The sequence below is a fragment of the Cryobacterium sp. genome (assembly GCF_025463825.1).
GTDB lineage: Bacteria > Actinomycetota > Actinomycetes > Actinomycetales > Microbacteriaceae > Cryobacterium.
This window is the reverse complement of the sequence record NZ_JAODBG010000009.1, coordinates 22,360-40,521: the sequence shown is the minus strand read 5'-3', so window position 1 is coordinate 40,521 and position 18,162 is coordinate 22,360. Positions and strand designations below refer to the sequence as shown.

18 protein-coding genes and 1 pseudogene are annotated in these 18,162 nt (G+C 68.6%); 5 read left to right on the top strand and 14 right to left on the bottom strand.

From position 1 onward, the window contains the following. The 3 genes and pseudogenes from JWP54_RS00940 to panD form a co-directional block, all read right to left on the bottom strand. A pseudogene (locus JWP54_RS00940) lies at positions 1-363 on the bottom strand (hypothetical protein); the annotation flags it as partial. A gap of 155 nt (positions 364-518) precedes the next feature. Further along, complete coding sequence (locus JWP54_RS00935) at positions 519-806, bottom strand: DUF1905 domain-containing protein (protein ID WP_297366311.1); 288 nt, start codon at positions 804-806, stop codon at positions 519-521. 52 nt (positions 807-858) lie between these two features. Further along, entirely contained in the window at positions 859-1,269 is a 411-nt protein-coding gene (panD, locus tag JWP54_RS00930) for an aspartate 1-decarboxylase (RefSeq protein ID WP_297366310.1), read from the bottom strand. An 89-nt stretch (positions 1,270-1,358) separates the two neighbouring features. On the opposite strand from panD, the gene JWP54_RS00925 reads away from it, so the two are divergent. From JWP54_RS00925 to JWP54_RS00915, 3 genes are all read left to right on the top strand, one after another. After that, the gene (locus JWP54_RS00925) at positions 1,359-3,956 is read left to right on the top strand and encodes an excinuclease ABC subunit UvrA (RefSeq protein ID WP_297366309.1); all 2,598 of its coding nucleotides are present in this window, start codon (positions 1,359-1,361) and stop codon (positions 3,954-3,956) included. Positions 3,957-4,040: 84 nt separating this feature from the next. Continuing rightward, positions 4,041-5,270 (top strand): aminotransferase class V-fold PLP-dependent enzyme, encoded by a 1,230-nt coding sequence (locus tag JWP54_RS00920; RefSeq protein ID WP_297366308.1) that lies wholly within the window; start codon positions 4,041-4,043, stop codon positions 5,268-5,270. Further along, positions 5,270-6,328, top strand: a complete 1,059-nt coding sequence (locus JWP54_RS00915; RefSeq protein WP_297366307.1) for a hypothetical protein — start codon at positions 5,270-5,272, stop codon at positions 6,326-6,328. Before JWP54_RS00920 ends, JWP54_RS00915 begins: the two co-directional genes overlap by 1 nt. 71 nt (positions 6,329-6,399) lie before the next feature. On the opposite strand, the gene JWP54_RS00910 is transcribed toward JWP54_RS00915, so the two are convergent. The 7 genes from JWP54_RS00910 to JWP54_RS00880 form a co-directional block, all read right to left on the bottom strand. After that, entirely contained in the window at positions 6,400-7,149 is a 750-nt protein-coding gene (locus tag JWP54_RS00910) for an ABC transporter ATP-binding protein (protein WP_297366306.1), read from the bottom strand. Next, a complete protein-coding gene (locus tag JWP54_RS00905) occupies positions 7,146-7,934 on the bottom strand; it encodes an ABC transporter ATP-binding protein (protein WP_297366305.1) in 789 nt (262 codons plus the stop codon). The genes JWP54_RS00910 and JWP54_RS00905 overlap by 4 nt, the downstream gene beginning before the upstream one ends. Beyond that, complete coding sequence (locus JWP54_RS00900) at positions 7,931-8,773, bottom strand: ABC transporter permease (RefSeq protein WP_297366304.1); 843 nt, start codon at positions 8,771-8,773, stop codon at positions 7,931-7,933. The genes JWP54_RS00905 and JWP54_RS00900 overlap by 4 nt, the downstream gene beginning before the upstream one ends. An 8-nt stretch (positions 8,774-8,781) precedes the next feature. Beyond that, positions 8,782-9,744 (bottom strand): ABC transporter permease, encoded by a 963-nt coding sequence (locus JWP54_RS00895; protein WP_297366303.1) that lies wholly within the window; start codon positions 9,742-9,744, stop codon positions 8,782-8,784. A 41-nt stretch (positions 9,745-9,785) separates the two neighbouring features. Beyond that, positions 9,786-11,279, bottom strand: coding sequence for an ABC transporter substrate-binding protein (locus JWP54_RS00890; RefSeq protein ID WP_297366302.1), 1,494 nt, complete (start codon positions 11,277-11,279; stop codon positions 9,786-9,788). A gap of 50 nt (positions 11,280-11,329) precedes the next feature. Beyond that, complete coding sequence (locus JWP54_RS00885; protein WP_297366301.1) at positions 11,330-12,100, bottom strand: DUF1684 domain-containing protein; 771 nt, start codon at positions 12,098-12,100, stop codon at positions 11,330-11,332. 104 nt (positions 12,101-12,204) lie between these two features. Then, positions 12,205-12,945, bottom strand: a complete 741-nt coding sequence (locus tag JWP54_RS00880; RefSeq protein ID WP_297366300.1) for a FadR/GntR family transcriptional regulator — start codon at positions 12,943-12,945, stop codon at positions 12,205-12,207. Between the two features lie 251 nt (positions 12,946-13,196). On the opposite strand from JWP54_RS00880, the gene JWP54_RS00875 reads away from it, so the two are divergent. Next, positions 13,197-14,591 (top strand): GntP family permease, encoded by a 1,395-nt coding sequence (locus JWP54_RS00875; RefSeq protein ID WP_297366299.1) that lies wholly within the window; start codon positions 13,197-13,199, stop codon positions 14,589-14,591. Then, a complete protein-coding gene (locus JWP54_RS00870; protein WP_297366298.1) occupies positions 14,591-15,169 on the top strand; it encodes a gluconokinase in 579 nt (192 codons plus the stop codon). The genes JWP54_RS00875 and JWP54_RS00870 overlap by 1 nt, the downstream gene beginning before the upstream one ends. Before the next feature lie 38 nt (positions 15,170-15,207). Here the strand turns inward: JWP54_RS00870 and JWP54_RS00865 are convergent, their stop codons facing one another. From JWP54_RS00865 to JWP54_RS00850, 4 genes are all read right to left on the bottom strand, one after another. Further along, positions 15,208-15,837: a hypothetical protein gene (locus JWP54_RS00865; RefSeq protein ID WP_297366297.1), complete on the bottom strand. Its 630-nt coding sequence runs from the start codon at positions 15,835-15,837 to the stop codon at positions 15,208-15,210. A gap of 169 nt (positions 15,838-16,006) precedes the next feature. Next, complete coding sequence (locus JWP54_RS00860; RefSeq protein ID WP_297366296.1) at positions 16,007-16,420, bottom strand: DinB family protein; 414 nt, start codon at positions 16,418-16,420, stop codon at positions 16,007-16,009. A gap of 87 nt (positions 16,421-16,507) precedes the next feature. Then, the gene (locus JWP54_RS00855; RefSeq protein WP_297366295.1) at positions 16,508-17,284 is read right to left on the bottom strand and encodes an ABC transporter ATP-binding protein; all 777 of its coding nucleotides are present in this window, start codon (positions 17,282-17,284) and stop codon (positions 16,508-16,510) included. Beyond that, complete coding sequence (locus tag JWP54_RS00850; protein WP_297366294.1) at positions 17,281-18,147, bottom strand: ABC transporter permease; 867 nt, start codon at positions 18,145-18,147, stop codon at positions 17,281-17,283. The genes JWP54_RS00855 and JWP54_RS00850 overlap by 4 nt, the downstream gene beginning before the upstream one ends. Positions 18,148-18,162 lie beyond the last annotated feature (15 nt).

Here is an 18,162-nt window from a genome sequence, read left to right as displayed (position 1 = left end):
GGCGAGCATCCTCCCGACGTCGACGAGCTTGCGGGCGTCCTGCCGGGTGGAACCGGTCAGGTCCTGGATCAACTCGGCCGGGCCGAGGAACCCCTGCTGCGCCGCCAGGCCCTGCTGGCCCAGCTCGGGCCGGGAGCGGTGCGCGAGGGCTTTGGCCATCCAGGTCTGCCGGGTTTCGACCAGGTGACCCAGCCGGGCCAGCTCCCGCTGACCGGCCAGCAACTCCGCATCCGAGAGGGTGTCGTAGTCGGTACTGCACGCCCCCAAATGTTCAACGGCTTCGACCGCGGCGACCAGTGAATCTGCGGGCACAACCGGTCCAGGCGGAGTGCCGGGGGCGGAAGTGTCTGCGAAGGTGGACATGCAGACAATGTAGCCCGGTGTCGTACCTTTGTGTTGCGAAAAGGACGGCTGTGGAGAACTTTTTTCAGCGCGATTACCGGCCCTCTCAGCCCGAAGGCAGCCATCGAAAATAGTGGAACCGAGGGGCTTCCCTGGCGCTTCTCGCGCAGGCGTCCCTAGGCGGAGATCAGCAGGTTGACCTCGACGACGTCGCCGAGCTCGAGCCCTTCACTCACTCTGAGCGACTTCTTGAGCGGAACGATGTAGCCGCCGTCCTTGGGCCACAACGATGTCGTCGTATCGGTGCTCCCGATGCGGACGGTGACCGGGATCATGCCCCAGCCATAGCTGACGGCCGGCGCACGTTCGGCGATTACGGCGCTCTCGTCTGCTGTCACGGTCACGAAGTGAAAGGGCGACGGCCCACGCCAGTACCAGATCTCGCCCCGGAACCTGATTTCCATGGGCTCACGCTAGCGGTCTCGCCGGCCGAGCGACAGTGCTCAGCCGAACGGGTCAGACAGCCAAAGGCGGCCGCTGCACGTCGTCGCCGACAGCTTCGGCCGGATCGCTTCCGATGAACACCGGGTGGTTCTGCGCATCGACGTGCACCACGGTGGGCACGTAGGCCCGAGCCTTCTTCGTGCCCATCTGGGCGTAGGAGATGATGATCACCAGGTCACCCTCATGCGCCATCCGCGCGGCGGCGCCGTTGACGCCGACCACGCCGCTGCCGCGCTCGCCCGCGATCAGGTACGTCTCGAAGCGGGCGCCGTTGTTGACGTTCACGATGCTCACCAGCTCACCGGGCAGCAGGTCGGCGGCATCGAGCAGGTCGAGGTCGACCGTCAATGACCCCACGTAGTGCAGGGCGGAGTGCGTCACCGTGGCGCGGTGGATCTTGGACTTGAACATGGTGCGTCGCATCTGAGCGGGGCCTTTCGGGGATCAACTTCTCCACGATACGCGCCTTCAACATGGACCGAATGTCAGGGAGTCGAACTAGAGTCGTTCGGATGCCGAACTCTGTCGACGCCCCACCCCTTAGCGACCCCACCAGCACCTCCCCCGACACCCACCCGGGAGCCGACGGCTTCGTGCGTGTGCGCGGCGCCCGCGAGAACAACCTGCGCGACGTGAACGTGGAGGTGCCGCGCGACGCGATTGTGGCTTTCACCGGGGTTTCCGGATCCGGCAAGTCCTCCCTGGCGTTCGGCACCATCTTCGCTGAGGCGCAGCGCCGATTTTTCGAATCCGTGGCACCCTACGCCCGCCGCCTCATCCAGCAGGGCCACACCCCGCATGTAGACCTCATCACCGGCCTGCCACCGGCCGTCGCGCTTCAGCAGCGCCGCGGCTCGCCCAGCTCGCGCTCGTCGGTCGGCACGGTCACAACCCTCTCCAACTCGATGCGGATGCTCTACTCCCGCGCCGGCACCTACCCGGCCGGCTCCGACCTGCGCCTGGACTCCGACGCCTTCTCCCCCAACACCGCGACCGGCGCCTGCCCCGAGTGCCACGGCTTGGGCATCTCGCACACGGTCACCGAACCGTTGCTGGTGCCCGACCCCACCCTGAGCATCCGGGATGGCGCCATCGCGGCCTGGCCGGGCGCCTGGCAGGGCAAGAACCTGCGCGACGTGACCGCCGGTCTCGGTCACGACATCGACGCACCCTGGTCCTCCCTTCCCCGCGAATCGCGCGACTGGCTCCTCTATACCGAGGAGCAACCAGTGGTGGAGGTCACCCCGCAGCGGGACCGGGTGGCCAAGCCATACAAGGGCCGGTTCTGGAGCGCCAAGAGCTTCGTCATGCACACCCTGAACGATTCGAAGAGCGCCCAGATGCGCCAGAAGGTACTCGCTTTCGTGGAGACCGGTCCCTGCCGCCTCTGCGGCGGCAGCGGTCTCAAAAAGGAGGCCCTCGCCGTACTCTTCGCCGGCCGGCCCATCAACGAACTCAACGCCCTGACGCTCGCTGAACTCGCCGACGTGCTGCGGCCCACGGCCGAACTCGTGGGCGCGACGGGCTCGCACCGCTCCGCGCAGTCCGGCGAGGTCACCGAGGTGGCCGTGACCGTGGCCGGCGACCTGGTGCGCCGCCTCGAGGTGCTCATTGATCTGGGCCTGGGCTACCTCAGCCTGAACCGGGCCACCCCCACCCTCTCCCCCGGCGAGATGCAGCGCCTGCGCATCGCGACCCAGCTGCGCAGCGGCCTGTTCGGGGTGATCTATGTGCTCGACGAGCCCTCCGCCGGGCTGCACCCGGCCGACGCCGAACCGTTGCTCGTGGTGCTCGAACAACTTAAGGCATCCGGTAACTCGGTCTTCGTGGTCGAGCACAACATGGACGTGGTGCGTCGCGCCGACTGGCTCGTCGACGTGGGTCCGCGGGCCGGCGACGGCGGTGGCGAGGTGCTCTACAGCGGCCCGGTGGCCGGCCTGGCCGAGATCGACGCTTCCGTCACCCGTGACTACCTCTTCCCGACCGCTGCCGACTCGGCCGCACCCACCCGCCGGGAGCCGGCCGCGTGGCTGGCCCTGGCGGGCGTCACCCGGCACAACCTGGTCGACCTCGACGTGTCGGTGCCGCTCGGTGTCTTCACCGCGGTCACCGGTGTCTCGGGCTCCGGCAAGTCCACCCTGGTGAGCCGGGTGCTGGCGGATGCCGTGAGCCGGGAGCTGCGCCAGGGCTCGGTCGACGCAGTGCCCGCCGGCGGCACCGGCACCGAAAGCGGCAGCGTGGAACAGTCCACCGACGAGGAGGATACCGGCACCGACCGGGCCACGACCATTGTCGAGTCGATCACCGGCGCCGGCGCCATCGACCGGTTGGTGCGCGTCGACCAGAACCCGATCGGCCGCACCCCGCGCTCGAACCTCGCGACCTACACGGGGCTGTTCGACGCCGTGCGCTCCACGTTTGCGGCCACGGATGCGGCCAGGGCCGCCGGTTTCGGGGCCGGCCGGTTCTCCTTCAACGTGGTCGGCGGCCGCTGCGACACCTGCCAGGGCGAAGGGTTTGTCGCCGTCGAACTACTCTTCCTGCCCGGCAGCTACGCCCCCTGCCCCGCCTGCGGCGGCTCCCGCTACAACGCGGAAACACTCGCGGTCCTCTACAACGGAAAGTCGGTGGCCGACGTGCTCGGACTCACCGTCAACGCGGCCGCCGACTTCCTCGCCGACGTACCCAGCGCCGCCCGCAGCCTGGCGACCCTGCGCGAGGTGGGCCTGGGCTACCTGCGCCTCGGCCAGCCCGCCACCGAGCTCTCCGGCGGCGAGGCGCAGCGCATCAAGCTGGCCACCGAGCTGCAGCGCGCCCGGCGCGGGCACACCCTGTACCTGCTCGACGAGCCCACCACGGGTCTGCACCCGGCCGACGTGGACCTGCTGATGACCCAGCTGGGCCGACTCGTCGACGCCGGCAACACCGTGGTCGTGGTGGAGCACGACATGGGCGTGGTCGCGGCCGCCGATTGGGTCATCGACCTCGGCCCCGCCGGCGGCAGCGCCGGCGGGCGCATCGTGGCGGAGGGTACCCCTGCCGCCGTCGCGGCGCATCCGCACAGCCGCACGGCGCCCTACCTCGCCGAACGCTTGGAGTCAGCTGTGTAAAGGACCCGCACCCCGGCCGGACGGGACCTAAGGCCCCATTCCCGGCTCAGCGCCGATTCTAAGCTGAGCCGGGAGGCGAGATTCATGAAACGCAGCACTCTGTTCAGCCGGGCCGTCGACGCGCCGCCGTCCGCGGGCAGGCCCGATGACTTCGCCTACCTCGAGCCCGGCGAGATCTATCTCGACGCCGCCTGCCAGAGCCTCCGCCCGCAGCCGGTGATCGACGCCCTCATCGATTACTACACGACCTACAACGCCTGCGGCGGGCGGGTGAAGTACGCCTGGGGCCAGAAGGTCGACGCCCGGGTCGCCGACACCCGCAAGGCGGTGTTGAACCTCCTGGGGCTCTCGGCCAAGCAGTACGCGGTGTCGTTCACCCTCAACACCACCTACGGCCTCAACCTGCTGTTGCAGCAGCTGCCACAGGGCCGGTTCGGCCGCATCGTGACCAGCTCCATCGAGCACAACTCGGTGTTCCTGCCCACCATCACGGCCGCCCGGCGGCTGGGCGTCGAACGCCTGGTCCTGGTCCGGGCCGCCGATGGGGCCCTGCTCTACGACGCCGGCCAGCTGGAACGCGCCGTCGTCGTGGTCAACGTGGCCTCCAACGTCGACGGACGGCAGCTCACCAACCTCGCCCAACTCGTGAGCGACACCCACGCCCGCGGCGGCATCGTCATCCTTGACGCCGCCCAGGCGATGGGTCACAGCCGCGCCCTGCTGCAGAAGACCGACGCGGATGCCGTCTGCTTCTCCGCCCACAAGATGTACGGCGCCAGCCTCGGTGTCGTCGTCGCCCGGCACGAGCTGCTCTCCTCCCTCGACCTCGGCTTCGTGGGCGGCGGCATGGTGCAGGACGTGCGCGAAGAGGACTTCGACCTCGTGCAGGGCGACCCGGGCGCGCTGCTCGAACCGGGCCTGCAGGCCTGGGGCGAAATCATCGCGCTCGGCCGGGCGATCGACTGGCTCGGCACCGTCCGCCCCGGCGGACAGGCGCCCGCCCGGCACCTCGCAGGGCTCTCGACCCGCCTCTTCGACGGTCTCGCCGAGATTCCCGGGCTCTCGCTGCTCAACCATGAGCCCAGCCCGGTGATCAGCCTCTACGCGCCCAGGCAGGACTCGCACCGGCTCGCGGTGTTCCTCTCGCACTCGAAGGTTTCCGTGCGCAGCGGCTATTTCTGCGCCCACCACTACCTCAAGCAGCAGCTCGGGCTGCCCCCGCTGCTGCGTTTCTCCCTCGGCCTGCACTCCACCGCGTCGGACATCGACACGGCCACGCAGGCCCTCGCCCGGCTGATGAAAGGCCTCTCCTAGTGTTCTGCATCGCCGCCTTCATCGTCCTGGTCGTCATGGCCGCCTTCTCGGCCCGGTACCGGCGCTACGTCGGCACGGCTTGGAACTGCGCCTGGCGCCGGGTCACCTTCCGGCCGTGTGACACCACCTTCAAGCAGGACATCAAGGACCACCTGCTCGCCCCGATCGCCGCCCGCCGCCCCGGCCTGGTGCGCCCGGCCGGCATCACGCTGGAGATCCTCGCGGTCCTCGTCATCCTCACCACCATCTGGTCGGGCTACACGGTGGTCAAGAGCGCCGTGAACCTCTACGTGTACGGCACCTGCAACAAGCAGGACTCCGCATCCTGCACCCTGGGCGCCGAGGCCTGCTCGATCCCGGATGAGACGCCGGGCTTCGTGGAATCGATCGCCTCCTTCGACGTGCTCGGCGCGTTCGGCAACGAGTTCGCCAGCCTCGGCGAGACCTTCGCCGCCATCCCGGCCCGGTTCCAGACCTGGCGGGCCGAAGACTATCTGCCCGCCAACGCCAGCTACCTCACCGAAGACGCCGCGAACCCGACCGCGCTCGAGGTCATCGACCCCGGCTGCACCTTCTGCCGGGCGTTGTTCCTGAACATTGAGGAATCCGGCTTCGAGTCCGACTACAACCTCACCTACATCGCCTACCCGATCAACGGAACCGACGGCTACAAGTTCCCCAACTCGCTGTTGGTGACCCAGTACCTCGAGGCGCTCCGGCTGCACCCCCTGGAGGGCGCAGAGACCCCGGTCGACTGGCAGATCCTCTCCCGCATCTTCACCGAGAAGGCGGAGACCGGGCTGCCCTGGCAAGACACCATCAACGCGATGACCGCCGTCGAAACCACCGCCACCCTGACCGACTGGCTGGGCGAGTTCGGCCTGTCCGACGAACAGATCGACGTGGTCGTGGCCGAGACCGGTTCCGACGCCGTCACGGAGGTCATCGCGGCCAACAAGGCGATCGTCGAAGACGACATCGACACGATCAAGATCCCCACCATCATCTTCGACGGGCGCCGCCACGACGGCCTGGTGTCGGTCGACGGCCTGCAGTAAGATCATCCGCCGGGGAGGCTGACCCGGCGGCCCTGTCCGCAGAACGAGACAGCGATCGGGGTCGGGGCGGATCAGGTGGCGGGCAGGCGGGGCACGGCGCTGACCAGGCGGCGGGTGTAGTCTTCGCGCGGTGTCGCCAGGATGCCCGCGGTCGAGCCCGACTCGACGACGCGGCCCGCGTTCAGCACCACGGTCTTGTCGCACAGCGCCGCCACCGCGCTCAGGTCGTGCGACACCATCAGGATCGCCAGGCCGGTAGAGGCGCGCAATTCGGCGAGCAGGTCGATCACCTGGATGCGCGTGGTCACATCCAGCGCGCTCACCGGCTCATCGGCGACCAGAAGTTTGGGGCGGCAGACCGTGGCGCGGGCGATCGCGATTCGCTGGCGCTGCCCGCCGGAGAACTCGTGCGGGAACCGGGTGAGCGCATCCGCGGGCAGCCCCACCGCGGCGAGGGATTCCGCCACCAGGGTGCGCGCATCGGCGCCGCGCGCGATGCCGAGTGAGCGCAGCGGTTCGGCCACAATGCTCTCGATATTCTGCCGCGGGTCCAGAGAGGAGTACGGATCCTGGAACACCGTCTGCACCGCCGCCCGGAACCGGCGCAGCCGCGTGGGCACGATCGGCTCCCCCTCGAACAGGACCGCGCCGGCGGTCGGCTTGGCCAGCGCGAGCATCAGCCGCACGATGGTGGACTTGCCGCTGCCCGATTCACCGACGAGGCCGACGCTCTGGCCGTCCCTGACCGCGATGGACACGTCGTCGAGGGCGAGGGTCCCCGTGCGGTAGCGGTAGGACACGTTCTGCAGTTCGAGGATCATCGCTCCCCCAGCATTCCATCGAGGGCGCGGGCGCTCCGCACGAGTTGGGCGGTATACGGGTCCGCCGGCGCGGACAACACGCGCTCGATGGATCCGCGCTCGACCGCCACACCCGATGACATGACCAGGACCTCGCGGGTCATCGCCGACACCACCGCGAGGTCGTGGCTGATGAAGAGCAGTGCCATGCCGCGGGCATCCACGAGGTCGTCGAGCAGCCGGAGGATCTGCGCCTGCACCGTCACGTCGAGCGCCGTCGTCGGCTCGTCGGCGATGAGCAGCCGGGGTCGGCTGCCGAGCGCGATGGCGATGGCCGCCCGTTGGCGTTGGCCGCCGGAGATCTCGTGCGGATACGCCCGCGCGATGCGCTTCTCGTCGAGGCTCACCTCGTCGAGCGCCTCGGCCACCGCGGCGCGCAGGGCGGCCCCGCGCAAGCCGCGATGCCTGGCGATGGGCTCGGCCAGTTGCCGGCCGATCCGCATGAGCGGATCGAGCGCCGTGAGCGGTTCCTGAAAGACGACGGATGCTACCCGGCCGCGCAGCGGCACCAGCGCTCGTTCTGCAGCGCCGACCACTTCCACACCGTCCAGGTGCACGCTGCCCGTGGCGACCAGCCCCGCGCCGAGCAGCCCGGTGACCGCGAGGCTCGTCACCGACTTTCCGGAACCGGACTCGCCGATCAGGCCCAGGCGCGCTCCCGCAGCCAGCTCGAAGCTGAGGTCGCTCACGAGCGGTCGACCGGCGGCGGTCTGCACGCCGAGCGAGGTGACGGACAGCAGGGTCATCGGCGTCCCTTCCTGGCGGGGTCGGCGACGTCCCGCAGGCCGTCGGCGATGAAGTTGACGCCGATCACGAGCATGATCAGCGCAATGCCGGGCGCGATCGCCCCGAGCGGCGCGGTCACGACGGTGCCCTGGGCCTCCTGCAGCAGCCGGCCCCAGGAGGCGTTGGGCGGCGGGGCGCCGAGGCCGAGGTACGACAGGCTGGCCTCCGCGAGCACCGCGACGCCGAACTGCAAGGCAAGGTTGACGCTGAGCGTCGGCCAGATGTTGGGCAGGATGTGCCGCGCCACGATTCCCGGCCAGCGGGTTCCGGAGGTGCGCGCAGCCGTGACGTACTGTTCGCCGAGCACCCGCTTGGTGAGCACCCGGGTGAGCCGGGCGACGACGGCGGACATCGCCAGCCCGATCGCCACGATGACCGAGCCGAGCGAGGCACCCTGGGCCGCGACGATGAGCATCGCGAGCAGCAGCACGGGGAACGCGATCACGACGTCGAGCGCGGCGGAAATGGAATCGTCCAGCCAGGACTCGGCGAACGCGGCGACCAGGCCGACGGTGATGCCGATGACGGCGCCGACGGCGACTGAGCTCAGGCCCACCAGGAGCGCGATGCGGGCGCCGCTCATGAGCTGTGTCGCGAGGTCGCGGCCGAGCTTGTCCGTGCCGATCCAGTGCGCGAGGCTCGGCCCCTCCAGCCTGGTCCCCGTCGTGTCCGCGGGGGCGTAGGGCAGCCAGACCAGGGAGATCACGGCCACCAGCACGACGGCGCCCACCAGGACCAGACCGGCGACGAGTGTCCAGGACCGGCGGCGGGCCGGGGCGACGACCGCTAGGGCGGACACAACGGCGCTCATCGGTTGCCCGAGATACTCACGCGCAAGCGTGGATCGATGAGGCGTTGCGCCACGTCCGCGAGGAAGCCGATCACGAGCACCACCAGGGTGCTCACGAAGAGCACCCCCTGGATGTTCGGGTAGTCATGCTGCTCGATGGCCTTGAGCAGCATGCTGCCGAGGCCCGGCAGCCCAAAAACGCTCTCCACGACCACGGCGCCGAGGAAGGTGGTGGCCAGCTCGATGCCGAGGATCGAGATGACGGGAACCGCGCCGTTGCGCAGGCCGTGCCGCCAGAGCGCCTCGGTGTAGCCGGAGCCCTGGGCCCTGGCCGAGCGCAGGTAGTCGCTGCCCACCACGTCGAGGGTGGCCGAGCGCACGTACCGGGTGAGCGAGGCGCTCATCACCAGCGCAACGGTGATGACGGGCAGCGTGAGCGAGCGCAGCGCGTCCGCCGGGTCGGCCCAGTCGTCGCGGGGGAACCCGCTGGACGGCAGCCAGCGCAGCCCCACCGAGAACACGCTCACCATCAGGATGCCGACCCAGAAGACGGGCACGGCAACGCCGAGCTGCGAGATGGCGGAGATCAGGATGCCGTACCACCGGTCGGCCTTGATCGCGGCGACGACCCCAGCCACCAGGGAAATCACGAGAGCCAGAGCGAAGGCCATCAGCGTGAGCGGAACGGTGACCGTGAGCCTGGCCGCGATCTCCGGCCAGACCGGCAACGAGCTGATGAACGATTCGCCCAGGTCGAACCGGGTGAGCTGGGCGAACCAGGCGAGGAACTGCTCGAGCACCGGCCGGTCCGCGCCCACCTGCGCCTGCGCTGCCGCGATCTGCTCCGGCGTCGCCGTCACCGAGAGCAGTGCGTTCGACGGGTCGCCGGGCAACAGCCGGAGCAGCACGAAGATGGCCATCATGGCGATGACGAAGGACACCAGGAGGAACGCACTCCGGCGCAGCAGGTAGGAAGTCATGCGACCTCAAGGCTAGCCCCCGATGGGGCCGGCCTCGATGGTTACTTCAGCGCGATGTCGTAGGCGTAGAACTGCGAGTTGAGCCCGTTCACCGGGTATCCGCTCACATCACTGGAGGCCACGACGATCTGCGGATAGAGGTACAGCCACACGCTCGCCGCATCCTGGGCGATCTGTTCGTTCACCTGCTTGAGCTTGGCGGTCTGCTCGTCGGTCGTGGCGGATGCTTCGGCTTCGGCCACCCACTGGGTCACGTCCGGGTTGTTGTAGCCCCAGTAGAAGTCGGGGTTGCCGTACCAGACCACGTCGCGGTCGTTCACGTGCTCCTGCAGCGTCGCCGTGAAGTCCTGCGCCTTGTAGACCTTGGTGTACCACTCGTCGGCGCTGATCGTGTTGATGTTCACGGTGATGCCCACCTTGGCCAGTTCGCTCTTCACGAACTCGGCGACCACGGGGTGCGGGTCGTAGCTGGGGGTGTCCAGGGTGAACTCGAAGCCGTCCGGCTGGCCGCCGGAGGCCAGTAGCTGCTTGGCCAGGTCGGGGTCGTAGGGATTCACCTCGGTGAGGTCTTCGTACCAGGGGTCTGTCGGCGGCACCATGGAGCCGATCAGGGTGCCGTAGTCGCCCCAGATCGAGTTCAGCAGCTTGGTGGTGTCGATGGCCGAGTAGATCGCTTTGCGCACGTCGACGTTGTCGAACGGTGCCACGCGGTCGTTGAACACCAGGATCTCCTTGGTGGTGGAGTCCCCGTCGTTGACGACGTAGTCGGCGTTGTCGCTGAATTGGGAGAGCGCGTCCGGGCTCTGCACGCTGGTGACGATGTCAACCTCGCCCGTGAGCAGGGCATTGCTGAGCGCGGTGGCGTCGGTGAAGTAATTAAAGACAACCTCGGCGTTGGCCGCGGCGTCGCCCCAGTAGTCGTCGAAGCGGGTCAGCGCGAGCGAGCTGCCGCGCTTCCACTCGTCGAGCACGTACGGGCCGGTGCCGTCTTCGGTGGTCTCCAGGTCCGTGGCGTCGGCGTTGATGATCCAGATGTAGCTGAGGTTGTAGATGAAGGAGATCGAGCGCTCCGCCAGGGTGACCACGACGGTGCTCTCGTCCGGGGTCTCGATACTCGTGATCGCCCCGAAGCTGCTCTTGCGGGCCGACTGCGAGTCGTCGGAGAGCACGGCCTCGATGCTGGCCTTGACGTCGGTCGACGTGAGTGCCTTTCCGGAGTGGAAGGTCACGCCGTCCTGCAGGCTGAAGGTATAGGTGAGGCCGTCATCGCTCACCGTGTTGCTCTCGGCGAGCAGCGGCTCCACACTGCCGTCGTCGGTGAGCTGGTAGAGGCCCTCGTAGACGTTGCCGTTGAACGCCTCGGTGACGCCCTGGCCGCCGCCGCCGAAGTTGCTGAGGTTGGAGGGTTCGTAGAGGGAACCGATCTCGATGGTCGCGTCAGCCGCGGACGAGGACGAGTCGGCCCCGGTCGCGCAGCCGGCGAGCAATAGCGACGCTGCGAGGCCGAGCGCGACGAATCCGATGTGCTTTTTCATGGTGCTCCTGGGCGCTGTGAGTACTGGGCTGCTGATGCTGTCGAGAAGAGCTAGAGGGCGTAGATGTCGAACCCGCCGGTGAATACGACCTCGCGTTCGCCCGCTTCGATGGCGCCCGCGAACCGGTTTTGCGCCGGCGGAAGTGGGCAGTTGTACTGCACCGAGAATCCGCACGGCGGCACGAAAGCCCGGTTGAAGTCGAGGGTCACCGGTCCGGCGTCGCCGAAACCGGCGGCACCGTCGCCGGAGCGCCGCACGAAGAGGAACCGGCCGGACGAGTACGTCGCGGTCTCGCCGCTTCGCCGGTTCGTCGCGTCGCCGAAGACGAGGAGGAGGGTGCCGTCATCGTCGAACGCGCTGAGGGAGTAGTCGACGCCGTCTCGGCTGAAGGTGATGTCGCCGGGAACCACCAGGTCACGGCTGCCGCCGTTGTCGCGGATGTGCTCGAACGGAATCGTGCGCCCGGTGGCGACGGGCGTGAACAGCGCCTCGATCACCCAGTCCGGGTTGTAATCGAAGGCCGAGATCGTGTCGAACGCCTGGATTGCGGGCGAAGCCGAGTCCCAGAAGCGCAACCCATGTTCCGGTTCACCGGTGTCGACGTTCCGGCGGCTCAAAGTGGTGACGGTGACGGTAGCCGGCGCTGCGGCCAGGGCCGTTGCGAATTCGGCGGCCGGGTCGGTTCCGGCCGGCAGCCAGCGGGTCTCCACGAGGGCGAGATTACCGGTGGCGGAGGTCACGGCCCGGAACCGTGCCGCGTGCCAGCTCTGCAGGGCGGCGGCCGCATCCGGTGGCGTGGTGGTGGTGGCAGGCACGGTCATGACGATCCCATTTTTTTCTTCCGCGGCCACCCGGGCAAAATGTCATGTCGCCGCATGACAGGTGAAAGTTGCGGGCGGGGGCAGATTATTCCGCCGGGGCCCGCTCATCGCACCTCGTCCGCAGCGGCGCCGGATGACTCCTGCACGAATTCGGTGAGCGTGGCATCGATGGTGGCATAGGAGAAGCGGTACGCGGCGTCCTCGTCTCCCGCCACGATGGCCTCCGCCAGATCGTTGTGGCGGTGGGCGGATGGCGGCGTGTACTCGGTGATGGTGAAGCGCTTCTCCTGCTCGCGGGTGCGCAGCAGCGCCTCGACCGTGCTCGCAAAGTGCGCCATCACGGCGTTGCGGGCACCCTGCAGGATGAGGGTGTGGAACTCGACGTCGGCCTCGAGGTAGGTCCGGCCGTCCCGCGCCAGGTCGGCGGCCACCATGGTGGCTGCCGCCCGCGAGACGGCCTGGCGCTCGGCATCCGACATGAGGCGGGAGCTGAGCCGCGCCGCCACCGGTTCGATGCCCAGGCGCACCTCGAGCATCTCGCGCATCTGGGTGAAGTAGTCGCCGAGGCCGCGCCAGTGGATGATCTGGGGGCTGAACAGGTCCCAGGACTGACGCGGCAACACCTGCGTGCCCACCCGCTGGCGGGGTTCGACCATGCCGAGTGACTGCAGCACCCGCACGGCCTCGCGCAGCACCGACCGCGACACGGTGAATCGATCGCTGAGCCGGTCGAGGTTGAGGATGTCGCCGGGAGCGTATCGACCGTCCACGATCTCCTGGCCGAGGGCGTTGACCACCTGCGCATGCAAGCCCCGGTCGCGCCAGCTTTCGTTACCCGCAGCCATCCGCCATACCCTCACTCTGCCGATGCGGCATCCGCCGCATCGAGGCCTCCAGGCGCGTCATCGCGCCCTGTCACCCGGCGGTGGTTGACCGCACGCTCGGGGTGTGTAACACTTCATAAATCCGATTAATCAGATTAATCAGATCACGAGTTCCTCCCTTCACTATGCCGTATCTACGGTTCAAGGGTGTTCTCCGTGCTTCACCACTGACGAAGAGGTCGCAGGGACGCTGCCTCGGAATGGACTTCGAGATGACTGTGACCCAAGCGATTCAGGCGGTGGAACCGGTGGTTCCCGCCGGCAGCACCCTGCAGCTCGTCCTTGCCGCCGTCATCGGCGTCACGGTGATCATCGTGCTGATCACCTGGCTCAAGGTGCACCCGTTCCTGGCCCTGTCGATCGGTGCCGTCGGCGTGGGCATCGGTGCCGGAATGGTCCCGAACGACGCGGTCATCAGCTTCGGCGCGGGCTTCGGCTCCACCATGGCCGGCGTGGGCGTGCTCGTGGGCTTCGGTGCCATGTTCGGCAAGCTGCTGGCTGACTCAGGCGGGGCCGATCGTATCGTCGACGCCCTGGTGAGCCGCTCCAGCATCCGCACCCTGCCGTGGACCATGGCGCTGATCGGAAGCCTCATCGGCCTGCCGATGTTCTTCGAGGTCGGCCTGGTGCTGCTCATCCCCGTGATCATTCTCGTCGCCCGCCGCAGCGGCCAGTCCCTCATCCGCATCGCCATCCCGGCCTTGGCCGGCCTGTCGGTCATGCACGGCCTCGTACCGCCGCACCCCGGCCCCCTCGTGGCCGTCACCACCCTGAACGCCAACCTCGGCCTCACTCTCGCGATCGGCGTGCTCATCGCCATCCCCACGGTGATCATCGCCGGCCCGCTGTTCGCCAAGCTCGCCAGCCGCTGGGTGAGCGTACCCGTGCCGGAAATGTTCATCACTGCCGCCGACCAGGGCCTCGACGAGAACATCAAACGCCCCAGCTTTCTCGCCACGATCACCGGTATCCTGTTGCCCGTAGTGCTGATGCTGGCACGCTCGATCGCCGACGCCATCAACCCCAACTCCACCGACCCGCTCAACGCCACCCTGGACTTCCTCGGCACCCCGATGATCGCGCTCGGTCTCGCCGTGATCTACGCGATGGTCGTCTACGGCCGCGGCGGCGGCATGGACCGCGCCGCGGTGTCGAAGTCGCTCGGGGACTCGCTGCCCCCGATCGCCGGCATCCTGCTCATCGTCGGTGCCGGTGGCGGGTTCAAGCAGGTACTCATCGACACCGGCATCGGAACCGTCATCGCCGACGCCGTCAACGGGTCGAGCATCTCGGTCCTCGTGCTCGCCTGGGTGGTGGCCGCGCTCGTGCGCATCGCCACCGGTTCCGCCACCGTCGCCACCGTGACGGCCGCGGGCATCCTCGCCCCGGTCGCCGCCAGCCTGGGAACCACGGAGGTGTCCCTCATGGTCCTGGCCATCGGTGCCGGCTCGCTGTTCCTCTCGCACGTCAACGACGCGGGCTTCTGGCTGGTCAAGGAGTATCTCGGTACCGACGTCCCGCAGACCCTGAAGTCCTGGACGGTGATGGAATGCCTGATCTCGGTGACCGGCCTAGCCGGCGTCCTGCTCCTGAACGTGGTGATCTGATGCACGACACCCAGCAGCCCGTGCTCGTGGTCATGGGCATCTCCGGCTCGGGCAAGTCAACCGTCGCGGGCCTCCTGGCCGGCCAGCTCGGCTGGGACCTCGAGGAGGGCGACGACCTGCACCCGCAGGAGAACATCGACAAGATGTCCGCCGGCGAGCCGCTCGACGACGACGACCGCGCCCCCTGGCTCGAAACCATCTCGTCGTGGATCATCGAGCACACCCTGGCGGGCGTGCCCGGCATCATCACCTGCTCCGCGCTCAAGCGTCGCTACCGGGACGTGCTGCGCGAGCATAATGTGGTCTTCGTGCACCTGACGGGCTCGAAAGACCTGATCGGGAGGCGCCTGGCCACCCGGCACGACCACTACATGCCTACCTCACTGCTGGACTCGCAGGTGTCGACCCTCGAGCCGCCGGAGCCCGACGAGAACGCGATCACCATCGACGCCGGCCGGAAGCCCGCCGAGGAGGCCGCCGAGATCGTGCGCCGCCTCGGCCTGACGCCCAGCCCCGGTTCCTCAGCCCTGGGCGCCCGCGACCCCGGCCAGTCCTCGGCGGCCCGCCCCCAGGCCTGACCCGCCCAGACTGGATGCGCGGGGAGCGAGTGCGCGGGTCAGGCCAGGTCGGGGTGGCCGGCGGGCAGCGCGTGCCGTTGGCCGGCGGCGTGCAGCTTCCGGTTCTTCGTTTCCCAGTCGCCCAGCGCCTGGCGCAGCGGGTTCAGCGCGCGAGCCTCGGCACACTTCGCCGCCGACTTGCCGCAACCGCAGTGCTGCGGGTCCGCAGGGCTCACCCGGTGCAGCCGGTCGATCTGCCAGAGCACGGCCATCGCGGCATCCGTGCGGCGCTGGCCCAGCTCGGCCTTGCGCTCGGCGCGCTTGAGCACCTCGGTCTCCAGCAGCCCGCGCAGGGCCGCATCGGGGCCGCGGTCGAACCGGCCGGCCACGATGCCGGTGAGTTCGGCGACCTGCGCGGCGAGCGCCGCGATCTCGTCGTCCCGCTCGCTGATCGTCGCCGTGGTCGTCGCGGTGACGTCGCGCAGGCTCTCCTGCAGCTCGGCGAACTGGCCCAGCCACAGTTGGACGTGGTCGGCGTCGCGCTGCTCGGCCTTTTCCGCACCGAGGTGCCGCAGGCAGTGGCCGCACACCACTTGGTCGGTCGCCGAGGTGAAATGGAACGGTTGCAACGACCGGCAGCAGAAGCACTGTGCCAGCACGTTCACATACAGCGGGTACGAGTGGGCCACGTGCTCTCCAGGGTAAAGGTGCTGAACCGAGCCTAACCGGGTCGTCCCCCGGCGCATCCACCCGACGCTCAGTGCAGGCCGGCCCGCAGCGCCAGTCCCCGCACGAAGGCGGCCTGGCCGGCGTGCTCCAGGTCGTCGGGGATCACGCTAACCAGACGCACCGCCACGGTCACGGGCGGGTCCAGCGGGTGTCGACGATCCGGCTGAAGTCGTCCTCGAGCAGTGTGCCCAGGTACCCGAGGGTGCGCTCGTGGACCACGTCGAGGTAGCCGAGCAGCAGGTCGGCGCCGGCGCGCACACTGGCCACATCGGCCGGGCTCTGGCCGTAGCCCGTCGCCGATGCGGAGAACGGCAGGTTGACACGGTTCTGCCAGCCGGCGGATGCCCACAGCTGCGGCTCCCCCATCAGGTCGGCGATGTGGCCGTCCTGCACGCGGGTGAGGTGCCAGGCCAGCCACGCGATGGTGTTCGCCTCGACGTCTGCCCGAAAGCCCAGTAGCGCGGGTCCGGCGCCGACCAGGCAGGCGTGCACCGCATCATGCACCCGGGTGAAGCTGTCGCTGATCGGGTTGGTAGACAGCATCCGGGTTCCTCCTGCGCTCGCGCGGCAGGGAAAAGGTCCCGCCGCTCTCGCCCACCGTAACCCGCCCGGACACACACAGGCGCGGGCTTAGACGAGGTGCTCCACCTGCAGGGTCTCGGCGCGGATGTGGCCGAGCACCTCTTCCTGCAGCGCCACGAACTCGCTGCTGCGCACCATCTCGTGGGTGCGGGGGCGGGGCAGCTCGATCGGGATCTCGGCTTTGACCCGGCCAGGCTTGTTCGTCATCACGACCACGCGGTCCGACAGGAAGACGGCCTCGTGGATGTCGTGGGTGATGAACAGCACCGTCATCGGGGTCTGCTCCCAGATGGTGACCAGCAGTTCCTGCATGAGCTGGCGGGTGAGCGCGTCGAGTGCGCCGAACGGTTCGTCCATCAGCAGCGTGGTCGGCCGGTACGACAGCACCCGTGCGATCGCCACCCGCTGGCGCATGCCGCCGGACAGCTCGGCCGGGTAACGGTCCGCGAACGCGGACAGGCCCACGGCGTTGAGCATCTCCGCGGTGCGGTCCTTGCGCTCCTTCTTGGCGACGCCGACCTCGCGCAGGGCAAACTCGATGTTCTCGGCGGCGGTCAGCCAGGGCAGCAGGGTGTAGCTCTGGAAGACGACCCCGCGGTCGCGGCCCGGGCCATCGATGGGGTGGCCGTTGATCAGCGCCACGCCCTCGGACTTGTCCTGCAGGCCCGCCGCGACGGAGAGCAGCGTGCTCTTGCCGCAGCCGCTGGTTCCCACGACCGACACGAACTCGTTGTCGGCGATAGTGAGGTCGGCGCTGCGCACGGCCCAGAACGGGTTCTTCTCGGTGCCGAAGCGCACGCCGAGGTTCGAGAATTCCAGGCTCATGAGCGGCCCTTTCCGAGGTACTTGAACAGTCGCTTGCCGGCGAGGCGCAGCAGCTGGTCGATGATGAGTCCGAGCAGGCCCAGCACGATGATGTAACCGATGATCAGCTCGGTGTCGAGGTAGCGCTTGGCCAGGTTGATCCGGTAGCCGAGCCCCGAGCTGGCCGCCACGACCTCGCTCACGAGCAGCCAGGTCCAGCACCAGCCCATCGCCAGTCGCAGCGAATCCCAGATGCCGGGCAGGGCGCCGCGCCAGACGATGCGCCGCAGCACCCGGGAGTCGCTCATGCCGAAGGTGCGGCCGATCTCCACAAGCTCCCGCGGAACCCTGCGCACGTCGTCGACGACCATCAGGACGAGGGCGAAGAACGTACCCATCCAGATGATGAAGAGTTTTTGCGATTCCTCGGCGCCGAACCACACGATCGACAGTGGCACGAAGGCCACGACGGGCATGTAGCGGATGAATTCCGACAACGGCACCAGCAGCGCCTCGAAGAAGCGGATGCGGGCCATAAGGATCCCGAGCGGGATCGCCATCACAGCGGCCAGGAGGAAGGCCGCGATGATGCGCATGAACGACACCCCGATGTCACCCCAGATCTCGCCGTTGGCGAGCTGCTCGCCCAGGCGGCCGACGACGCCGGCCGGGCTGGGCAACAGGGCCTCGTTCATGACGCCGGCGGCGGAGACGGCGGCCCAGATCAGCAGGATGAGGGCGAAGCCGGCGAGGGAGAGAACCAGGCCCTGGGTGCGGTTGATCGTTCCGTCCAGCCGCAGCACGGCGGGCTTCCGCCGGCGGGGCTTGCCGGGGCCTTCGGTTTCGACGGCCACCGGTCGGGTGTGGGTCAGAGTGTTGCTCACGGTGTGTGTCCCTTG

What these genes read in the sequence shown, in the direction of transcription:
- JWP54_RS00935 (WP_297366311.1), bottom strand. Translation starts at nt 806, where the DNA reads ATGGAAATCAGGTTCCGGGGCGAGATCTGGTACTGGCGTGGGCCGTCG.
- panD (WP_297366310.1), bottom strand. Translation starts at nt 1,269, where the DNA reads ATGCGACGCACCATGTTCAAGTCCAAGATCCACCGCGCCACGGTGACG.
- JWP54_RS00925 (WP_297366309.1), top strand. Translation starts at nt 1,359, where the DNA reads ATGCCGAACTCTGTCGACGCCCCACCCCTTAGCGACCCCACCAGCACC.
- JWP54_RS00920 (WP_297366308.1), top strand. Translation starts at nt 4,041, where the DNA reads ATGAAACGCAGCACTCTGTTCAGCCGGGCCGTCGACGCGCCGCCGTCC.
- JWP54_RS00910 (WP_297366306.1), bottom strand. Translation starts at nt 7,149, where the DNA reads ATGATCCTCGAACTGCAGAACGTGTCCTACCGCTACCGCACGGGGACC.
- JWP54_RS00905 (WP_297366305.1), bottom strand. Translation starts at nt 7,934, where the DNA reads ATGACCCTGCTGTCCGTCACCTCGCTCGGCGTGCAGACCGCCGCCGGT.
- JWP54_RS00895 (WP_297366303.1), bottom strand. Translation starts at nt 9,744, where the DNA reads ATGACTTCCTACCTGCTGCGCCGGAGTGCGTTCCTCCTGGTGTCCTTC.
- JWP54_RS00890 (WP_297366302.1), bottom strand. Translation starts at nt 11,279, where the DNA reads ATGAAAAAGCACATCGGATTCGTCGCGCTCGGCCTCGCAGCGTCGCTA.
- JWP54_RS00885 (WP_297366301.1), bottom strand. Translation starts at nt 12,100, where the DNA reads ATGACCGTGCCTGCCACCACCACCACGCCACCGGATGCGGCCGCCGCC.
- JWP54_RS00880 (WP_297366300.1), bottom strand. Translation starts at nt 12,945, where the DNA reads ATGGCTGCGGGTAACGAAAGCTGGCGCGACCGGGGCTTGCATGCGCAG.
- JWP54_RS00875 (WP_297366299.1), top strand. Translation starts at nt 13,197, where the DNA reads ATGACTGTGACCCAAGCGATTCAGGCGGTGGAACCGGTGGTTCCCGCC.
- JWP54_RS00870 (WP_297366298.1), top strand. Translation starts at nt 14,591, where the DNA reads ATGCACGACACCCAGCAGCCCGTGCTCGTGGTCATGGGCATCTCCGGC.
- JWP54_RS00860 (WP_297366296.1), bottom strand. Translation starts at nt 16,420, where the DNA reads ATGCTGTCTACCAACCCGATCAGCGACAGCTTCACCCGGGTGCATGAT.
- JWP54_RS00855 (WP_297366295.1), bottom strand. Translation starts at nt 17,284, where the DNA reads ATGAGCCTGGAATTCTCGAACCTCGGCGTGCGCTTCGGCACCGAGAAG.